Source organism: Serratia sp. K-E0102, assembly GCF_029962625.1.
Lineage (GTDB): Bacteria > Pseudomonadota > Gammaproteobacteria > Enterobacterales > Enterobacteriaceae > Serratia > Serratia sarumanii.
Map to the genome: position 1 here is coordinate 2432388 of NZ_CP124754.1, position 18493 is coordinate 2450880.

14 protein-coding genes and 1 pseudogene are annotated in these 18493 nt (G+C 64.0%); 10 read left to right on the forward strand and 5 right to left on the reverse strand.

Going from position 1 to position 18493, the window contains the following annotated elements; all coding sequences use genetic code 11:
* Positions 1-172: 172 nt before the first annotated feature.
* The 5 genes and pseudogenes from SSARUM2_RS11790 to SSARUM2_RS11810 all read left to right on the forward strand — a co-directional run bounded on the left by SSARUM2_RS11790 (position 173) and on the right by SSARUM2_RS11810 (position 5786).
* Positions 173-1228, forward strand: a complete 1056-nt coding sequence (locus SSARUM2_RS11790; RefSeq protein ID WP_033648254.1) for a P1 family peptidase — start codon at positions 173-175, stop codon at positions 1226-1228.
* Between the two features lie 62 nt (positions 1229-1290).
* Positions 1291-1524 (forward strand): annotated as a pseudogene (locus SSARUM2_RS11795) (M55 family metallopeptidase); the annotation flags it as partial.
* 265 nt (positions 1525-1789) lie between these two features.
* Positions 1790-4012, forward strand: a complete 2223-nt coding sequence (locus SSARUM2_RS11800) for a molybdopterin cofactor-binding domain-containing protein (RefSeq protein WP_060452972.1) — start codon at positions 1790-1792, stop codon at positions 4010-4012.
* The gene (locus SSARUM2_RS11805) at positions 4012-4470 is read left to right on the forward strand and encodes a (2Fe-2S)-binding protein (protein ID WP_033648257.1); all 459 of its coding nucleotides are present in this window, start codon (positions 4012-4014) and stop codon (positions 4468-4470) included. Before SSARUM2_RS11800 ends, SSARUM2_RS11805 begins: the two co-directional genes overlap by 1 nt.
* 11 nt (positions 4471-4481) lie before the next feature.
* On the forward strand, positions 4482-5786 hold the full coding sequence (locus SSARUM2_RS11810; RefSeq protein WP_060452973.1) for a cytochrome c: 1305 nt from the start codon (positions 4482-4484) through the stop codon (positions 5784-5786).
* Between the two features lie 36 nt (positions 5787-5822).
* Here the strand turns inward: SSARUM2_RS11810 and SSARUM2_RS11815 are convergent, their stop codons facing one another.
* Both SSARUM2_RS11815 and SSARUM2_RS11820 read right to left on the reverse strand, forming a co-directional pair.
* Positions 5823-6992 (reverse strand): cupin domain-containing protein, encoded by a 1170-nt coding sequence (locus SSARUM2_RS11815; RefSeq protein ID WP_060452974.1) that lies wholly within the window; start codon positions 6990-6992, stop codon positions 5823-5825.
* 288 nt (positions 6993-7280) lie between these two features.
* Positions 7281-8192 carry a LysR family transcriptional regulator gene (locus SSARUM2_RS11820; RefSeq protein ID WP_060452975.1) on the reverse strand — a complete coding sequence of 304 codons (912 nt, stop codon included), beginning with the start codon at positions 8190-8192 and terminating at the stop codon, positions 7281-7283.
* A gap of 103 nt (positions 8193-8295) precedes the next feature.
* Between SSARUM2_RS11820 and SSARUM2_RS11825 the strand changes: the two genes are divergently transcribed.
* Positions 8296-8862, forward strand: coding sequence for a chromate transporter (locus tag SSARUM2_RS11825; RefSeq protein ID WP_033634481.1), 567 nt, complete (start codon positions 8296-8298; stop codon positions 8860-8862).
* Positions 8859-9380: a chromate transporter gene (locus SSARUM2_RS11830; protein ID WP_033634482.1), complete on the forward strand. Its 522-nt coding sequence runs from the start codon at positions 8859-8861 to the stop codon at positions 9378-9380. Before SSARUM2_RS11825 ends, SSARUM2_RS11830 begins: the two co-directional genes overlap by 4 nt.
* Before the next feature lie 4 nt (positions 9381-9384).
* Here the strand turns inward: SSARUM2_RS11830 and SSARUM2_RS11835 are convergent, their stop codons facing one another.
* Complete coding sequence (locus SSARUM2_RS11835; protein ID WP_033648487.1) at positions 9385-9738, reverse strand: AprI/Inh family metalloprotease inhibitor; 354 nt, start codon at positions 9736-9738, stop codon at positions 9385-9387.
* A gap of 410 nt (positions 9739-10148) precedes the next feature.
* Here SSARUM2_RS11835 and SSARUM2_RS11840 point away from each other — a divergent pair, with 410 nt between their 5' ends.
* On the forward strand, positions 10149-11765 hold the full coding sequence (locus SSARUM2_RS11840) for a serralysin family metalloprotease (protein WP_060452976.1): 1617 nt from the start codon (positions 10149-10151) through the stop codon (positions 11763-11765).
* A gap of 43 nt (positions 11766-11808) precedes the next feature.
* Here SSARUM2_RS11840 and SSARUM2_RS11845 read toward each other — a convergent pair whose 3' ends face one another.
* Entirely contained in the window at positions 11809-12459 is a 651-nt protein-coding gene (locus SSARUM2_RS11845) for a dihydrofolate reductase family protein (RefSeq protein WP_033655260.1), read from the reverse strand.
* Positions 12460-12528: 69 nt separating this feature from the next.
* Positions 12529-13530 (reverse strand): alpha/beta hydrolase, encoded by a 1002-nt coding sequence (locus SSARUM2_RS11850; RefSeq protein WP_060452977.1) that lies wholly within the window; start codon positions 13528-13530, stop codon positions 12529-12531.
* A 234-nt stretch (positions 13531-13764) separates the two neighbouring features.
* Here SSARUM2_RS11850 and SSARUM2_RS11855 point away from each other — a divergent pair, with 234 nt between their 5' ends.
* Both SSARUM2_RS11855 and SSARUM2_RS11860 read left to right on the forward strand, forming a co-directional pair.
* Positions 13765-14196: a DUF1795 domain-containing protein gene (locus SSARUM2_RS11855; RefSeq protein WP_060452978.1), complete on the forward strand. Its 432-nt coding sequence runs from the start codon at positions 13765-13767 to the stop codon at positions 14194-14196.
* 31 nt (positions 14197-14227) lie between these two features.
* Entirely contained in the window at positions 14228-18493 is a 4266-nt protein-coding gene (locus tag SSARUM2_RS11860; RefSeq protein WP_225369066.1) for an RHS repeat-associated core domain-containing protein, read from the forward strand.

The window sequence follows — 18493 nt, forward strand, 5'->3', positions numbered from 1 at the left end:
AATATGCTCAGGCCTGCGGGCCGCCCAAAATGGTCCCCCACATGCCGGCGAGTTGGTCCGAACGGCGACGGAGCAAGGCTATTTTTTCTGCCCGCTCCGGTTTTCAATTTGCTGGGCGCTTACATTGCGCGATATTCTGGTTTTCTGATGGGCTAAGGCGGATGAGGGAACCATGACGGACAGCCAGGCGTTTGAACAACAAAGCCTCGACAATCTGCTGAGCTATTGGCGGCGCCATCGCCGCCTGCCGGGCGCGCGCTATCCGGCCGGCCCGACCGACACCCTGTGCGACGTGCCGGGCGTCAGCGTCGGGCATCACACCTTGGCCGACGGCGAATGCCAGACCGGCGTTACCGCCATCGTGCCGCCGGGCGATCTGTTCAACCAGCCGTTGCCGTGCGGCAGCGCGGTGCTCAACGGCTTCGCCAAACCGCTGGGGCTGGTGCAGCTGAACGAGCTGGGGGTGCTGCAAACGCCGATCCTGCTGAGCAACACTTTCGCCGTCGGCACGCTGTTCAATGCCATGGTGCGGCGCAGCTGTCTGCGCTACCCGCAGATCGGCCGCGGCAGCGCCACCATCAACCCGCTGGTGCTGGAGTGCAACGACGGCTACCTCAACGATATTCAGGCGATGGCGGTGCGTGAGGAGCACGTCTTCAGCGCGCTGGATAACCATTCCACCCGCTTTGCGCGCGGCAGCGTCGGCGCCGGGCGCGGCATGAGCAGCTTCGGCCTGAAAGGCGGCATCGGCACCGCCTCGCGCTATTGCCCGGGGCTTGGCACCACGCTCGGCGTGCTGGTGCTGGCCAACTTCGGCACCCTCGACTCGTTGACGCTGAGCGGCGTGCGCGTTGGCCAGGCGCTGGGCAGGCTGCTGGCGGATCCGCCGCCGCAGGTGGACGCCGGTTCGGTCATTATCATCATCGCCTGCGATCGGGCGCTGGACAGCCGCCAGCTGAACCGCATCGCCCGCCGAGCGGGCGCGGGCCTGGGGCGAGTGGGCAGCCATTGGGGGCACGGCTCCGGCGATATCGCGCTGGCGTTTTCCACCCGGTTGCTGGGGGCGACGCTGCCGGACGAACGGCTGGAGCCGCTGTTTGCGGCGGCGGCGGACGCCACCGAATACGCGGTGTTGGATGCGTTGCTGAGCGCCGAGGGCGTCAGCGGTTTCCAGCGGCACGATCGCATGGCGCTGGGGCCGCTGCTCGATCGGCTGGCGGAAAATTAAATAACGGGAGCCTGACGTGAAAGTCTTTATCTCTGCGGATATCGAAGGTATCGCCGGCGTAACAGGGTAAACCGCGTGGGCTGTCGATGGCGGAAGGGCTGTAACACCAACGTTACGACGGCCTGATGTTCATCGGCTACCACAGCGCCGCCGGTGAGCATGGCGTGCTGGCGCATACCATCAACGGCCGGGCCTTTTACCGCGTCAGCCTGAACGGCGAAGCGGTGGGCGAAAGCGATCTGTACGCGGCGGCGGCCGAGTTGAGCGTGCCGCTGTGGCTGGTGAGTGGCGACAACATGGCGGCGCCAATCCACCTGCTCAGCGTCTTTTCGTATCTGGCGACGACGCAGAATTGATGCACGATGTGCGGGCTACCCGCCCGCAGCGCACGATTCCTCAACGAAAAAATCCCTTATCAAGATTAGGCCTGCTGGATAATAGGCTACGCTAATTATTGCTCTGTTGCGCTATGTCACCCGACGGGCGCAACAACCCATTCCCATAACAAGATTTGTTTCGCCGAAGGCAGTGACGCCTTCGGCTTTTTTGGAGTCATGAGCAATGAGCATATCCCAAGTTCCGCTTTCGCGGCGGCGGTTTATCGTCGGCGCCGGGGCGTTGGTGATCGGCGCCTATCTGCCGTCCACCGGCGCGCTGGCGCGGTCGAATGCCCCGGCCGCCTCCAGCGCGGCGGCGTTTGACGCCAACGCCTTCGTTCAGATCGGCGCCGACGGCGTCGTCACCGTCATCAGTAAACACACCGAAGTGGGCCAGGGGGTCTATACCGGCATGGCGACGCTGGTTGCCGAAGAGCTCGATGCCGACTGGGCGCAAGTGCGGGTCGTCGCCGCGCCGGTGGACACCCATATCTACAAAAACCTGAGCTTCGGATTCCAGGGCACCGGCGGTTCCAGCTCGGTGGCCAATGCCTATGAGCAAATGCGCCGCATGGGCGCCATGGCACGCGCGCTGCTGGTGCAGGCCGCCGCGCAGAGCTGGAAAACCTCGGCGCAGGAAATCACCGTGCAGGCGGGCAAGATTCGCCATGCCGCCAGCGGACGCGAAGCGGGCTTCGGCGAATTCGCCGCGCTGGCCGCCACGCTGCCGCCGCCCGATCCCGCCAGCCTGACGCTGAAGGATCCGGCTAATTTCACCCTGATCGGCAAAACGCGCGGCCTGCATCGCGTCGATTCGCTGGCGAAAACCAACGGCAGCGCGCAGTTCTCGCAGGATATCCATGAGCCGGACATGCTGACCGTCACCATCAAGAAGCCGCCGCGCTTCGGCGGCAAGGTGGCGGCCTTCGACGCCGAACGGGCGCTGGCGGTGCCGGGGGTGGTAGCGGTGAAGCAAATCGCCACCGGCGTGGCGGTTTACGCCAAAAATACCTGGGCGGCGATCCAGGGGCGGGAGCGGCTGAAGGTGACGTGGGACGATGCGCAGGCCGAACGGCGCAACACCGAGGAGATCTACGCCGAATTCCGCCAGGTGGCGCAGAAAACCGGCGTGGTGGCGAAGAGCCACGGCAAGCCGGACGAGGTGTTCGACAAGGCCGACAAGGTGATCGAGGCCGAATACACCTTCCCGTACGTCGCCCACGCGCCGATGGAGCCGCTGGACGGCTATCTGTTCTGGGACGGCGAGAGCGTCAAGGCGCGCTACGGCTGCCAAATTCAAACGCTCGATCACAAGCAGCTGTGCGATCTGTTCGAGTTGCCGCCGGACAAGGTGCAGATTGAAACCATTCTGGCGGGCGGCAGCTTCGGCCGGCGCATCGATTTAGGCAACCCGACGCTGGGGCCGGATCTGGCGGCCGACATGGCGGCGGCGGCCAAGGGTATCGGCCCCGGCCACGGCGTGAAGGTGGTATGGACGCGCGAGGACGACATCCGCAACGGCTGGTATCGCCCGATGATCCTGCACCGCCTGCGCGGCGCCATCCGCGGCGGCAAGGTGGTGGGCTGGACCGATACCGTGGTCGGCCACTCCTGGACGCGCCACAGCGCGATGGATGCGCTGGTGGTCAACGGCCTCGATCAGATGATGGTCGAGGGCGCCAGCGAGGTGTCATACACCTTTGAAGCCTTCCGCTGCGATGCGCACATCGTGCCCGGCAAGGTGCCGACCACCTCGCTGCGGTCGGTCGCCAGCACCCACACCGGCCACGCGGTGGAGAGCTTTATCGATCAACTGCTGCAGGAAACCGGTCAGGATCCGGTCGAAGGGCGGCTGGCGCTGATGGGCGACGCGCCGCGCGCGGCGGGCGCGCTGCGGGCGGTAGCGAAAGCCGCTGACTGGCAGGGCGCGAAAGTGGTGGACGGGCGCGCGCGCGGCGTGGGCGTCGCCAAGGCGTTCGATACCTATGTGGCGCAGGTGGCCGAGGTGTCGATCGGCGAAGGCGGCATCCCGAAAGTGCACAAGGTGTGGTGCGCGGTGGACTGCGGCGTGGCGGTGAACCCCGACGTGATCCGCGCGCAGATCGAGGGCGGCATCGGCTACGGCCTGAGCATGGCGCTGTACGGCAATATCACGCTGAAAGACGGCGTGGTCGAACAGTCCAACTTCAATAACTTCCGCCCGCTGCGCATCGATGAGATGCCGGAGATCGAAGTGATCATCGTGCCCTCGAGCGAGAAACCGACCGGCGTGGGCGAGCTGGGGGTGCCGACCATCGCCCCGGCGGTCGGCAATGCGCTGGCGCTGCTCGGGCGGCCGCGCACCTCGCTGAGCCTGCCGCTGCATAATCCCACCGCGAACCCGGCGTCTGACAAGGAGAGAACCTGATGATTCAATTAACCGTAAACGAGCAGCCGCTGACCTTCGAGGGCGATCCGCACATGCCGCTGCTGTGGTTCTTGCGTGACGAAGCCGGCCTGACCGGCACCAAGTTCGGCTGCGGCATCGCCATGTGCGGCGCCTGCACCGTGCATCTGGACGGCGTGCCGGTGCGGTCGTGCATGACGCCGATTTCGGCCGCCGTCGGCAAAAAAATCACCACCATCGAAGCCGTGGGCGCCACGCCGGAAGGCAAGGCGGTGCAGGAGGCCTGGCTTGATCTGGATGTGGTGCAGTGCGGCTACTGCCAGTCCGGCCAGATCATGAGCGCCAGCGCGCTGCTGGCGCAAAGTAAAAATCCGAGCGATGCGGACATCGACGCGGCGATGGGCGGCAACGTCTGCCGCTGCGCCACCTATGTGCGCATTCGTGCCGCCATCCACCAGGCCGCCAAGGCGTTGGGTTAGGGAGAGATGCGATGAGCAACGCCTTGAAAGGGCTGTTATGGCTGATTATCGCCGTGGTGGTGTTGGCGGGAGGATATGCGCTGTACACGCTGCTGCGGCCCACCGGCGCGGAGCCTGCGGCGCCGATCGCCGGAGCGCCGGCCGGCATCACCGATAAACTGGCGCGCGGCGAGTACCTGGCGCGCGCCGCCGACTGCGTGGCGTGCCACACCGCGCCGGGCGGCACGCCTTATGCGGGCGGCTTCGCCTTCAAACTGCCGTTCGGCACCATTTACGGCACCAACATCACCGCCGACAAGGAGACCGGCATCGGCAACTGGAGCGACGATCAGTTCGTGCGCGCGGTGCGTGAGGGCATCGGCCCGCAGGGCAACCTGTATCCGGCGATGCCGTACACCTCCTACACCGGGCTGAGCCGCGACGACGTGCTGGCGATCAAAGCCTATCTGTTCAGCCTGCCGCCGGTGAAGCAGGCCAACCCGCAAAACGATCTGTCGTTCCCATTCAATCAGCGTTGGGGCATGAAATTCTGGAACCTGGCGTTCTTCCATGAGCAACGCTTTACGCCGGATCTCAACAAGGACGAGCAGTGGAACCGCGGCGCCTATCTGGCGACCGCGCTGGGCCACTGCGGCGAGTGCCACACGCCGCGCAATCTGGGGTTCGGCCTCAACCAGAGCAAGCACCTGAGCGGTGAAGTGGTGCAGGGTTGGTTCGCCGCCAACATCACGCCGGACAAACAGACCGGCATCGGCGGCTGGAGCGACCAGCAGCTGTCGCAATATCTGGCCACCGGCCATGCGCCGGGGCGCAGCAGCGCCGCCGGCCCGATGGCGGAAGCGGTGGAAAACAGCCTGCAGTTCCTGACGCCGGAAGATAATCTGGCGCTGGTGAAATACCTGCGAGATATCGAACCGATCGCCGGCGACGCCGCCGCGGCGGTGAACTTGCAGCCGAAGGGCGCGGGGGCTTCCACCCCGATCCTGCCGGGCGAGCAAGAGCAGTCGCTCGGGCGGCGGGTGTTCGCCAACGACTGCAGCGGCTGCCACCAGTGGAACGGGCCGGGCCGCCAGAGTGAGTACGCCTCGCTGGTGGGCAGCACGGCGGTGAACGATCCGCAGGGGCGCAGCGTGGTGCAGGCCATCCTGAAGGGAACGAGCATCAGCATCGGCGATCGGCATGAAATGATGCCGGCGTTCGGCAGCGCCTATTCCGACGAGGAAGTGGCGGCGGTCGCCAACTTCGTAGTCGGCCACTTCGGCGATAAGCAGGGCAAAGTCACCGCCAAACAGGTGGCGGAGCAGCGCAAGCAGTAAAGAAAGCGGCGAGGGAGCTTCTCCCTCGCCGTGGCGTCAGCGGCTGCGCCGCGACATGACCCGCTTGTCTTTCGGCCGGTCCTGCCAGTCCTCAACCTGATTGTTGAAGTTGTCCGCCAGCAGGTAGGCCGGGGTTTTCGCCAGCCAGTCGGACAGCGAAATGTCCTGATAAATGCCGTTGTCCATCACGATCAGTACCTTCAAATCCTCATCGCCGATGTTCTCGATGTAATGGCCGAAGCCCTGCGGCACGTAACCGACGTCCGAAGGGGCGTACTCTTCCGTCTGCGCGTGGCCGTGTGAGCTGAACACCGTCATGCGGCCTTTGCCGGCAATATAGTATTGCCATTCGTTGGCATTGGGGTGCCAGTGCAATTCCCGGATCGCGCCGGGTTTCACGATCTCGATGATGCCGGTCATGGTGGTGGAGATGGGAAATTCTTTCGACGACACCAAATGCACGCTGCCGGCGTCATTTTCAAAGAACGGTTTTTGCTTCATTAATTCATAGCGGTGGGTCAGCGGGGCGTTATTTAATCCGCCGTCGTTTTTCGGCAATGGCAAGGTGGGCGGAACGGCGCCGCCGACAATATAAGCCTCGCCCTGTTTGGCTTTGGAAAATACCGCCGCCGGCATGTTGACGCTTTTTTCCAATACCTCTTTCGGCATATGCGCCACCCAATCGGTAATGCTGAAGGTGCCGAATTCGGAGAAGTGCCCATTATCGAACGCCAGAATAAAATGCGCGCCGTCTGCCAGCGCCTGAATGGAATGGCCATAGCCTTTCGGGAAATACCACACGTCGCCGGGGCCGAAATCCGCCACTTCGCATTTGCCCTCGGGATCGAGGATGGTGATGCGCGCATGGCCTTCCAGCATAAACGCCCATTCGGCGGCGATGGCGTGCCAGTGCAGCTCGCGCACGCCGCCCGGCTCCAGCGTCATGTCCACGCCCGCCACGCCTTCGGAGATCGGGAATTGCTCGACGGTGGCTTCGCGCGCCCAGCCGCTGGGCAGGCTGCGCTTCTTGCTGTTGGTGAATTTGTATTTATAGAGATGTTGCGCATCGGCAGGCGGCTGATAGCTGCTGGGGGGGACGATATTGCGATGATCGTCGGCAGCGGCATTTTTTACGATGCCGCCGATCATGCCGGCGGCGGCCGCGCTGACGGCGGAGACTTTCAATATATCACGACGCGATAGCATAGCATTTTCTCCAATATAAAACCGCGCGTCTGAATAGGCAGGCGCAGGGAAGGCAAAATTGCTCTTGAAAGGTGTTTTGTCATCGGCGGGAATAGGCTGTGACCCTTAAATCCTAGCGGCTGGAATGTATTGCGTAGGCGCTTATTTGTTTGCGTTTGTTACTAAGTGAGAGCGGGTTTGATTAATTCCTCGGAAGTTGAATAGTCATTAATTGGAATTAATTTTAGTCGCTGACCTGTTTAAATAAATAATAAACGAACGTCATTTTTTATTGGCCGTTCGGGCTTTTTATGACTGCGCCACGGTCTCCAGCACCAGCTGACGAAAGCGCTCGACGATCGGCGAAGCCGGGCTGCGGCGCAGCGCCAGGTAAAGCGGGGCGCTGAGCTGCGCCTCTTCGGCGAGGGTGCGGTAGACGATGCCGTCGCCGCCCAGCCGCCGCATCGAGCCGGGCACCACTGACAGCCCCAGCCCGGCGCCGACCAGGCTGAGGGTGGCCGGCAGGCGCGGCGCTTCCTGCACGATGCGCGGGCTGAAGCCGGCGCGGTGGCAGGCGGCCAGGATGGCGTCGTACAGCCCCTGGCCGGCCGGGCGGCGATAGAGAATAAACGCTTCGTGGGCCAGTTCGGCCAGCGGCAGCGGTTGCTGCGTCTCATGCGCCAGCCGGTGGCCCAGCGGCAGGGCGACGATCATCGGCTCGCTGAGCACCGGCTCCACGCTCAGGCCGGGAATGCCGTTGGCCGGCGAGCGCACGAAGGCGGCGTCGAGGCGCTGTTCCAGCAACGCCTCCATCAGTTCGCCGCTGCCGGCTTCTTCCAACTGGGTAGTGATGCCCGGCAGGATGTCGCGGTAGCGGCGCAGCAGGTTGGGCACGAACGGGTGCAGCGCGGCGGAACTGGTGAAGCCGATGGCGATGTGCCCTTGCTCGCCACGGGCGGCGCGCTGCACCGCTTCGCGCAGGCGTTCGGCGCGCGCCAGCAGGGCGCGGGCCTCTTCGAACAGCACGCCGCCCGCCTCGGTGACGCGCACGCCGCGCGGCAGGCGCTGCAACAAGGTTACGCCCAGTTCGTCTTCCAGCCCCTGCAGCAGGCGGGTCAGCGGCGGCTGCTGGATAAACAGCCGCTCGGCGGCGCGGGTGATGTTGCCTTCTTCCACCACGGTGACGAACGCCCGCAGGCGACGCAGTTCGATCATAGCCATACCTCAAAGGTATCTTTGGTTGTTCCGGAATGCATTAGACATCATGGCACGGCGGCGCGCATGATACCAGACATCAAAACAAGCGATGTGGAATGGCAATGTCATGTCAGATATCAATACGTTAAAACCGCACCCGGCGGCAGCGCCGGGCAACGCGGAGCTGTTTGTGGGCTTTCTGTGGCTGGGGCTGATCGGCTTCGGCGGCGTGCTGCCGTTGGCGCGCAGCATGCTGGTAGAGCGCCGGCGCTGGTTGAGCGGCGAACAGTTCACCGAGCTGCTGGGGCTGTGCCAGTTCCTGCCCGGCGGCAACGTCATCAACCTGTCGGTGGCGGTGGGCATGGAATTTCGCGGGTTGCGCGGCGCGCTGTGCGCCTTGCTGGGCCTCATCAGCGCGCCGACGGCGATCGTGGTGGGGTTGGGCGTGGTCTACGCCCGCTTCCAAAACGATCCGCATGTGCAGCATGTGTTCGCCGGGCTGGCCGCCGCTGCCGCCGGGCTGCTGCTGTCGACCGGGATCAAGATGCTGCTGCCGCTGCGCGGTAAATGGCCGGCGCTGGCGATCGTCGCGCTGGCATTGATCGCCATCGCCTGGCTGCGCCTGCCGCTGTTGCCGACCATGCTGGTGCTGGCGCCGCTGAGCATTCTGCTGATGTGGCGGTGGCCGTCATGAGCGGGGTTCTGATTGCGCTGGCGCTGATCTTCACCGAGCTCTCTTTGCTGGCGTTTGGCGGCGGTATGACCATTCTGCCGGAGATGCAGCGGCAGGTGGTGGAGGTGCATCAATGGATGAGCGCCCAGGAGTTCAGCGCGCTGTTCGCCATGGCGCAGGCCGCGCCGGGGCCGAACATGATGATCGTGCCGCTGGTCGGCTGGCACGTGGCCGGTTGGGCGGGGCTGCTGGTTTCTTCGGTCGCCAAGTTCGGGCCGTCTTCCATCGTTACGTTGCTGGTGATGGGCGCCTGGCGGCGCTTTAAGGATCGCCCGTGGCGCCGCATCGTGCAGGCCGGTCTGGTGCCGCTGACTGTGGGGCTGGTGGCGGCCAGCGGCATCTTGATCGCCGAGGCTTCTGCGCCCAGCTGGCGGCTGGCGGCGATCGTGGCGCTGGCGACGGGATTGAGCATGAGCAAGCGCCTCCATCCGCTGTGGGTGCTGGCGGGCGGCGCGCTGCTCGGGTTGCTGTTCGCCTGAGGGATTAGCGCGGGATCAGCATAAAGCGTGAAGGGCCGTTGCGATCGATCAGCTCATAGCGCTTCGGCGCGGTCAGGGCCAGAAACGCCACCATGCCGCCTTCGGCGTCGGTCAGCGTCATGCCGTCCGGCGTCGGCCGCCAGGCGACCGGCAACGTTTGCAGCGCCAGCGGCTGCAGGCACTGGGCGGAGGCGCTGAAGCGGAAGGCGTTGGTGTTGGCCACCGCTTCGTCGCTCAGCTGCACCTCGCAGACGGCTTTACCGTCGCCGATGGCGGCGAGCTGCCAGTCGCCCTTCAGCGCGGCGGGTTCCAGCAATGGCAGTGAACTGCCCAGGGCACTGCTGCACAATACGCTCATAACGACTCCCGTCAGGCTGGCGCGGCGCAAGGCGCGCATAAGAAAAAAGGTTGGCATCGGGTCACTCCTTTCGGCTGTCCGTTCACACTTTAGCACGTACCCCCGTGATGATGAGGGAAGGATTAGGTTTTTTAATCCTCGATTATTCTGATCTAACCGGCGATAAAATGCGCAAAAAGACGAGTAATTAACCCGTTAATGCACTTATTTTTCTCATTAATATAGTGAGAATACAAATTGTTACGAGTATCTTCATCTCAATGCCCGGCACGGTGAAGCCAGGCCGGGCGGGCTCGCGCCGCCGGGGTGAGTCACTATACTGGTCATTCCTAAGCCTTGGCTTAGATTAGAACGACTGATGAATAGTCTTACAAAGCGAGTGGGTTCCTATTGTGTAAAAGGAGAATGCAATGAGCAGTCGCCACAACGACATTTTGCAAGATGACGATGAGTTCACCAGCCTGGCCGCCACATCCCCCAACGATCATAACTATCAGTTTTACTATCACCAGCCCGGCAGCCTCTATGACGGATTGGGCTACGGCGCGCTGTTTACGCTGGACAACGCCAACCTCTACAGCAACCAGCGCGGCGGGGCAGCCATCAACAACCTGGGTAAAATCCGCGATAACTTCAGCTTCGATCGCGCCGCCGACCAGCTGACGCGGCCGGGCCTGACGCACAACGGCGATCAGGTGTACCACCAGCCGATCGCGCTGACCTATTCCTTCCTGACGCAGAGCGCGCTGAACCGCATCGGCCAGACCGGCGACGGCGACAAGGGGCTGCAGCCGCTGACCCAGGCGGCGCAGGCGCAGGCGCTGAAATCGATGCAGGCCTGGGCCGACGTGGCGAACGTGACCTTTACCGAAACGGTGTCCACCGATATCAACCATCGCGCGGACATCACCTTCGCCTACTTCACCCAGCGCGCCGACGGCAGCACCGCTGAGGGCAGCGGCCCGAATGCCATTAATGCTTACGCCTATTACCCGCCGAGCTCCAAACCGGGCAGTGATAACGCCTTTGCCGGCACGGTGTGGTTCAACAAGAACTTCGCCACCCATCAGGCGCCGGTTAGCGGCGACTTCAGCAGCCAGACCTTCACCCACGAGCTGGGGCATGCCCTGGGGCTGGCGCATCCGGGATCTTATGACGCCTCGTTGGGCAACCCGAGTTACCAGAACGACGCGGCTTACTATCAGGATTCGCTGCAATATTCCATCATGAGCTATTTCAACGCCGGTTACACCGGCGCCGACACCAAAGGGGTGTATGGCTATGGCCCGATGGTGGATGACATCGCCGCGATCCAAAAATTGTACGGCGCCAACATGAGCACCCGCACCGGAGACACGGTGTACGGCTTTAACTCCAACACCGGGCGCGATTTCCTGACCGCCACGGCGGACAACGGCAAACCGGTCAACTTCGCGGTGTGGGACGCCGGCGGCAACGACACGCTGGACTTCTCCGGCTATAGCCAGCAACAGATGATCAACCTGAACGACGGCGCGTTCTCCAGCGTCGGCGGCGGCACGCAGAACGTCGCCATCGCGCGCGGGGCGATCATCGAGAACGCCATCGGCGGCAGCGGGCGCGATGTGATCATCGGCAACGATCAGGACAACCTGCTGGCGGGCAACGCCGGCTCCGACATCCTGTACGGCGGCCTGGGGGCGGATCATCTGTGGGGCGGCAAAGACGCCAACAACTTCACCGACTATTTCGTCTATCTCAATGCCAAAGAGTCCACGGTGGCGGCGTTCGACGTGATTGAAGACTTCGAGCACGGCATCGACAAGATCGATCTCTCCGGCCTGCGCTTCAACAACAGCCTGAGCGAGCTGCGCTTTATCGACAGCGGCAGCGCCTTCAGCGGCCAGAAAGGCGAGATCCAGCTCAACTTCGACGCCTTCAACGGCACCACCGATCTGTTGATGAACACCCAGAGCAACAGCTATGCCGCCGACTTCAAGATCCACGTGGTTGGGCAGGTGGAGCAGAGCGATATTCTGTTTGCCTGAGGGCGATGCAGGGGAAAGAGAAAAGGGCCGAACGGCCCTTTTTTTACGGCTGGGCCACCGCGGCGCTTTCCGCTACGAAAGAGCCGGTTGCCACCGCGCCGGCGCGGCGGTAGTGGGCCACGATCACGCCGCCGGGCGAGACCACCGATTGAGCCAGCGTGAAGGCCGCCGGCGCCGCGTTGTCATCGAACAGCCGCTTGCCGCCGCCGAGCAGCACCGGGTAGGTGAGCAGGCGCAGTTCGTCCACCAGATCGTTGGCCAGCAGCTGTTGCATCAGCGTGCTGCTGCCCTGCACCAGCAGTACCGGCCCCTGCGCGCGTTTCAGCTCGCGCAGCCGGGCGAGGATGTCCCGCCCCAGCCACTGGCTGTTCTGCCACGCCAGCGTCTCGCCGTGGTGGGTGGCGACGTACTTGGTGGCCTGATTGAACACGCGGGCGATATCGGCGGATAACGGGTCGGCCTCGTCGGTGATCTGCGGCCAGTAGCCGGCGAAAATGTCGTAGGTGCGCCGCCCCAGCAGCAGATCGAACGGCGCGGAGAAAAGATCGCCCATCGTTTCCGCAATGGCGTCATCCCAGTAGGGGGCTGTCCAGCCGCCGAAGCGAAAGCCGCCGCTGCGGTCTTCGTCCTGCCCGCCGGGCGCCTGCATCACGCCGTCGAGGCTGACGAAGGCGCTGGCAATAATCTGTCGCATGGCTGTCTCCTGCCGTTGAGTGCCAGCTGAAAGTTTAGCCGCCGCGCGGCGGCTGCGCCAACCGGCCGCTCAGGGCTGCAGCGCCTTGAGCAACGCCTGATGGAAACGCTCCGGCTCCTCCATTTGCGGCGCATGGCCCAGCCCGGCGAACTCGATCAGCGTGGCGTGCGGGATCAGCTTCGCCGCCTGTTTGCCCAGCTCCGCGTAGTGGCCGATCCTGGCCTTGACCGCCGGCGGGGCGATATCGCTGCCGATGGCGGTAGTGTCGGCGGTACCGATCATCAGCGTGGTGGGGGTTTGCAGATCCTTGAACTCGTAGTACACCGGCTGGGTGAAGATCATGTCGTAGATCAACGCCGAGTTCCACGCCACCAGGCGATGGCCCGGCCCGTTGTTCAGCCCGGCCAGCATATCCACCCAGCGATCGTACTCCGGCTTCCAGCGGCCGCCGTAGTAGGTGCGCTGCTCATAGTTGCGGATACCCTCGGCGGTGGTGTTCAGCTCGCGCTCGAACCATTGATCGACGCTGCGCCACGGCACGCCTTTCGCCTTCCAGTCCTCGAGGCCGATCGGATTGACCATGATCAATTGCTCCACCGCCTGCGGATACATCAGGCTGTAGCGCGTGGCCAACATGCCGCCGGTGGAGTGGCCGATGACGATGGCCCGGCTGATTTTCAGGTTCTGCAGCAGGCCGTGGGTGTTTTGCGCCAGCTGCTGGAAGCTGTACTGGTAATGCGCCGGCTTGGTGGAGGAGCAAAAGCCGATTTGATCCGGCGCGATGACGCGGTAACCGGCCTTGCTCAGCGCCTTGATGGTGTCCTGCCAGGTGGCGGCGCAGAAGTTTTTACCGTGCAGCAACAGCGCGGTGCGGCCGTTGGCGGCACCTTCCGGCGGCACGTCCATATAGCCCATTTTTAACGGCTGCCCCTGCGAGGTGAAGCTGAACTGCTGCAACGGGTAAGGGTAGTGAAAGCCCTGCAGCTCCGGGCCGAACTTAGGCGTTTCGGCGGCGGCGGGGAACGCGGCAAGCGTGGCGCACAGCAGCGCGCGACGGGTGAATCTCAGCATCCTGATCTCCTGAAAAACGGACGATAGCCGAGTATAGCCACAATCAGGGCGTCGGCGCGCCGATGGTTTCAGATAATTCTGTAATGTTACGGCCCGATCCCGGGCAAGGTTCCGGCCACGGCCTTGCACACAGTGAACGCGGTCACGCCGCGCAATATTGGCGGAGCCTGAAGGTTTTATTTCAAGGCTAAGTTATGCGATGCTTAAGCATTATTTATGCAAAAGGATCCTCGCATGTCCGCTTTATCCCGCTGCGCTTTCAGCGAAGGCAGCGTCGCTTTGCCGGAAGGCTATGCCGATCGCACTGTCAACGTGCTGTTGGCCGGCGATGATTTTTCCCCCTCAATCAATATTTCCCGCGATGCGCTGCAGCCGGCGGAAAACCTGGAAAGCTACGTCACCCGTCAGCTCGACGCGCTGGCGCAGGGCCTGAAAGGCTGGGCGTTTAAAAGCCGCGAGCCGGCGACGCTGGGCGATGGATTAACCGCCGGTGAATGGGTGCGCGCCAGCTACTTGCGCGACGGCAAGCGCATCTGGCAAAACCAGGCGGTGTTCGCGCTGGCGGAGGGCCGGGTGCTGGTGTTCACCCTGGCGATGGCGCGCAAGCTGACGCCGCAAGACGACGCGCTGCTGCAGCAGGTGCTGAGCAGCTACCGGGCGGCCTAACGATGAACTCTTTGCGTAAAAGGACCTTACGATGACCGAAGCGGCTCGCGTCGGCGATACCATCGGGCATTCCCATGCCCTGGCCGGCATGATTGCCGGCACGATTGTCGGCGGCCTGATCGCCGCCGCAGGCGCGGTGGCGGCGGGTGCGCTGTTCGTCGCCGGCCTGGCGGCTTCCTGTATCGGCGTCGGCGTGCTGCTCATCGGCGCCAGTCTGGCGGTGGGGTATCTCACCGGGGAGGCGGCCACCGCGGCGCGCGACGGCATTGCCGACGCCGGTGCCGGTAGCCTGACCCCCAAAGGCAATATCGTCACCGGCTCCCCCAACGTCTTCATCAACGGCAAACCCGCCGCGCTCGCCACCAACAGCCAGGTGGCCTGCAGCGACGACGGCCCGAGCATGCAGATGGCGCAGGGCTCCGACAAGGTCAGCATCAACGGCCAGCCCGCCTCGCGCGTGGGGGACAAAACCAACTGCGACGCGCAGGTGATGGAAGGTTCGCCCAACGTGTTTATCGGCGGCGGCACCGTCACCACCTTGCCGATCAAGCCCGAAGTGCCGGATTGGCTGTACAAGGTCTCTGACCTGACGCTGCTGTTCGCCGGCCTGGTGGGCGGCGTGGGCGGCGCCGCCGGCAAGCTGGGGGCGCTCGGCAAACTGCTGGGCAAGCTGCCCGGCATCAACAAGCTGGCGCGCATCGCCTGCCGCGCCGGCACCCTGATGACCGCCACCGCCGCCGTCGGCATTATCGCCCGGCCGGTGGATATCGTCAGCGGCCAGAAATTCCTCGACGGCGAAGACGATCTCGATTTCGTGCTGCCTTCGCGCCTGCCGGTCGCCTGGCAGCGCTATTGGCGCAGCGGCAACCCCGGCGACGGCGTACTGGGCCGCGGCTGGAACCTGTTCTGGGAGAGCAGCCTGCAGCCGTATCAGGACGGCCTGGTGTGGCGCGCGCCTTCCGGCGACTTCGTCGCTTTCCCCAGGGTGCCGCGCGGCCACAAAACCTACTGCGAAGCCGAAAAATGCTGGCTGATGCACAACGACGACGGCAGCTGGCAGCTGTTTGACGTCGGCGAACAGATTTTCCACTACCCGCCGCTGGCGGGCGACCAGCCGAGCCGGCTCAGCATGATCACCGACGCCATCGGCAACGCCACCTCGCTGTTTTACGACGACGAGGGGCTGCTGAGCGAACTGGTGGACAGCGCCGGGCAGCGCCTGATGTGCCGCTATGCGCAGGGCCGCCTGCGCGAAGTGGCGCTGCAAACCGCTGAAGGCGAACGGACGCTGGCGCGCTACGGCTACGATGAGCAGGGCCAACTGACGACGGTGAGCAACCGCGCCGGTGAGGTAACGCGCCGCTTCGGCTGGCGCGACGGCCTGATGATCAGCCACCAGGACGCCGCCGGGCTGCTGAACGAATACCAATGGCAAGAGATCGACGGCGTGCCGCGCGTGACGGCCTACCGCAACAGCGCCGGAGAATCGCTGGAGTTCGGTTATGACTTCGCCGGCGGGCGCCGCAGCGCGGTGCGCGGCGACGGCAAACGGGCGGAGTGGCGGCTGGATGACGACGACAACGTGGCGCAGTACACCGACTTCGACCAGCGCCGCTACGGTTTTATCTACCAACGCGGCGAACTGTGCAGCGTGCTGCTGCCCGGCGGCGCGCAGCGCCAGAGCGAATGGGATCCTTACGGCCGCCTGCTGTCGGAGACCGATCCGCTCGGCCGCGTGACGCGCTATCAATATTCGCGCAACAGCGGCCGGCTGTTCGCCGTCGCGTACCCGGACGGCAGCAGCGAGGCGCAGCACTGGGATACGCTGGGGCGCCCGACGCGCTATGTCGATGCGCTGGGCAATGCCACGCTGTACCGCTATCCGGATGACGAAGAGAGCCTGCCGGCCGGCGTGATCGACGCGCTGGGCGGGGAAGTGAAGCTGGAGTGGGACGCCCGCGGCCAGCTGACGCGCTACACCGACTGTTCCGGCAGCGTCACGGCTTATACCTACGATGCGCTGGGGCAACTGACGACGCAGACCGATGCCGAAGGCCACCAGACGCGCTACCTATGGGATAACGGCGGGCGCCTGCACACCCTGATCCACCCGGACGGCGGCGAAGAGCGCTTTAACTGGAATGCGCACGGCCAGCTGGCCGAACATCAGGACGCGCTGGGCAGCCTGACCCGCTGGCAGTACAACGCCCTGGGGCTGCCGATCAGCATCACCGATCGCATCAACCGCACCCGGCGCTATCACTACAGCCCGCAGGGCTGGCTGACGCGGCTGGAGAACGGCAACGGCGGCGAATACCGCTTCAGCTACGATGCGGTGGGCCGCGTGCTGGCCGAAGAGCGCCCGGACGACACCCGCCACTATTATCGCTACGGCGCGGCCGGGCTGCTGGAGGAGCACCGCGAGGTCGGCCTGCCTGGCAGTGCGGGTGAGCTGACGCAGCGCGAACAGCGCTTCCGCTTCGACGAGGCGGGGCAACTGGTCTGGCGCGGCAACGCCAGCGCGGAATGGCATTACCGCTTCGACGCCATGGGGCGGCTGCGCGAGCTGAACCGCCTGCCGACGGCGAGCGGCGCGGCGCTGGGCATCGAGCCGGACAGCGTGCAGATGCGCTATGACGCCGCCGGGCGGCTGCTCGGCGAGCAGGGCGTGAACGGGGAGCTGCAATACCAGTGGGATGCGCTAGCCAACCTGCAGGCGCTGACGCTGCCGCAGGGCGATCGCCTGCAGTGGCTGTATTACGGCTCCGGCCACGCCAGCGCCATCAAATTCAACCAGCAGGTGGTGAGCGAGTTCACCCGCGATCGCCTGCACCGGGAAACCGGCCGCAGCCAGGGCGCGCTGCAGCAGCAGCGGCGTTACGACGCCATGGGCCGCCGCAGTTGGCAGAGCAGCGCCTTCGGCCACGACAAACTGACCCGGCCGGAAGACGGCGTGCTGTGGCGCGCTTATCGCTATACCGGCCGCGGCGAGCTGGCCGGGGTGAGCGACGCGCTGCGCGGCGAAGTGCACTACGGTTACGACGCCGAAGGCCGCCTGCTGCAACACCGCGAGCCCAATCAGGGCAAACCGGGCGCACGGCTGGTGTACGATTTGGCGGATAACCTGCTGGGCGAGCGCAGCCCGCAGAGCGACATCGACGCGCACCTGCCGCTGGCGCCGATCGCCGATAACCGGCTGACGCACTGGCAAAAACTGTTTTACCGTTACGACGCCTGGGGCAACCTGATCAGCCGGCGCAACGGCCTGTACGAACAGCACTACCGCTACGACGCCGACAACCGGCTGGTGCAGGCGCATGGCCGCGGCCCGCAGGGCGAGTTCGAGGCGCAGTATCATTACGACGCGCTGGGCCGCCGCAGCCGCAAGGCGGTGCGCTACAAGGGCAAAACCGAACAGACGACCCGTTTCCTGTGGCAGGGTTACCGGTTGCTGCAGGAGCAGCGCGACGACGGCAGCCGCCGCAGCTGGAGCTACGATCCGGCCAGCCCGTGGAGCCCGCTGGCGGCGCTGGAGCAGGCGGGCGACAGCCGCTCGGCGGATATTTACTGGTATCACACCGATCTGAACAGCGCACCGCTGGAAGTGACCGACGCGGCGGGTAACCTGTGCTGGTCCGGGCAATACGACACCTTCGGCAAGCTGCAGGGCCAGACGGTGGCCGGCGCGGCGAAGCGGCAGGGCGCGCAATACCAGCAGCCGCTGCGCTACGCCGGGCAATATCAGGACGACGAAAGCGGCCTGCACTACAACCTGTTCCGCTACTACGAACCCGAGGTGGGGCGTTTCACCACGCAGGATCCGATAGGGCTGCGCGGCGGGTTGAACCTTTATCAGTATGCGCCGAACCCGCTGATGTGGGTGGATCCGTTGGGGTTGATGAGTTGTGGGGCTTCTAAAGGCTTTGCTAGAAAAGATAGAATCGCTCGCAGATGGGTGGATAAACTATCTGGCAAAAAGCCAGCTGATGTTGACGCGTTTTTAACTAGTCGCGGTTGGGCAAAGCATTACCCTCAAGCAGGCAGACCAGAAGCAATTCAACATACTCAATATGTGCGAACAACGAAATCGGGTGCGACATATAAACTTGATTATCACCCCGGAGGTAATGCAAGTCAGCCTAATATTCATGGCAATGATTATTGGAAGGTTTATAAGGTTGAGAATGGTGAGGATGTTGTTTTTGGTAGAATTGGGCATGGTGAATTTAAAAATTACGATCTGATAAAAGATTCACCTGTGTACGTTGATGGAGTTATTAAGAATGGTGGTATCTAA